This window comes from Pseudescherichia vulneris (assembly GCF_902164725.1).
Taxonomy (GTDB): domain Bacteria; phylum Pseudomonadota; class Gammaproteobacteria; order Enterobacterales; family Enterobacteriaceae; genus Pseudescherichia; species Pseudescherichia vulneris.
Genome location: NZ_LR607338.1, coordinates 2,482,178 through 2,483,383 on the forward strand (window position 1 = coordinate 2,482,178; position 1,206 = coordinate 2,483,383).

Annotated in this window: 1 protein-coding gene and 1 pseudogene; both read right to left on the reverse strand. The window is 43.9% G+C overall.

Going from position 1 to position 1,206, the window contains the following annotated elements; genetic code table 11:
• Positions 1 to 4: 4 nt before the first annotated feature.
• Positions 5 to 577 (reverse strand): cysteine hydrolase family protein, encoded by a 573-nt coding sequence (locus FN633_RS10605; RefSeq protein WP_243731500.1) that lies wholly within the window; start codon positions 575 to 577, stop codon positions 5 to 7.
• A gap of 451 nt (positions 578 to 1,028) precedes the next feature.
• Positions 1,029 to 1,206: pseudogene (locus FN633_RS18520) on the reverse strand (glutathione peroxidase); the annotation flags it as partial.

The window sequence follows — 1,206 nt, forward strand, 5'->3', positions numbered from 1 at the left end:
TAAGTTAAATCATCTCTTTTGTGGTAACTATTTTTGCAAAGTCAGCCGCAAGGAGACCAAGCGTCACATCGAAAATAGTTTTGGCTTCAAGGTTTAACTCTTCAAGCGCAAAGCTGATTACCGCATCCTTTACCACCGTCATTTTTAAACCTAAATCTGCGCCAGCCCTGACGGTAGAATTCACACAAAAACCCGCCACGGCACCAATAACAACGCACTCATCAATATGGTGGCTTTTCAGGTGAGAAAAGAGATCGGTTGAGCTGAAGGCCGAAGAGGTGTTTTTAATCAATACGGGTTCACCTTGCTCCTCTTCAAATCCTTCTATGACTTGAGCGAGGGGGGAGGTGGGATGCAATAACGATCCCTCTTCACGCGTGTGATGGCGAATATGAATAACAGGACTCCCAGCGCAGCGGAATTTGTTTAATATGCTCTCCATGTTATGAATGGCATTATCAGGATACATTTCAATGCCATTATTGACTCTGTCTATAACAAATTTTTGCATATCGATGATAATCAGGGCCGCAGTCATCACTTTTCCTTTTAATCTGCTTGGACGGCGAAAAGACATAAGCCATCCTATCTGAACACGTTAATTGAGTCAGCCACTAAAATTTGTGGCAGGCTTGATATACGTTGCCTAAAAGCCGTATTAACTACATACCTATTCTTCTCTTACATCGAGCCGTTATGACAATGCTTTGATGATCTTCTCTATCTTCCAGGTCATTACGCAGCCTAGACAAACCATGACGAGCCACGGGATTGACGAGCCACAAAAATAGTTGTCGCTAATAATTTGCCCTAAAGCGAGACTCGTGTAGATCGATGCAAAAAGACACCAATACTTAATCAATCGCGTCATGCTGAACATTCGGATAGCCCCTTAATCTGAAGAAGATCCTCAAACTGTCTACCTGGCTTTATGAAAAGGCAACATCCCCTACTAAACTTGGTGTCTTTTGGGGTTGAGAAGAGAATCAAAAGGCTTAAAAAATAGAGTGCTTGTATTGATGAAAAGCTTAATTTTCCAGTGCAGCAACGATGACGGGTTCCAGTTTCTCTGGCGTGGTGAACGGCGCAAAGCGCTTGAGCGGTCTGCCGTCGCGTCCAATCATGAACTTTGTAAAGTTCCACTTGATTCGTCTGCCCAACAGGCCTGGCAATTCGTCTTTTAGGTAACGAAACACCGGGGGCGTA

Excerpts from the sequence above, each read along its gene's own strand:
- FN633_RS10605 (WP_243731500.1), bottom strand. The coding sequence starts at position 577 with ATGTCTTTTCGCCGTCCAAGCAGATTAAAAGGAAAAGTGATGACTGCG.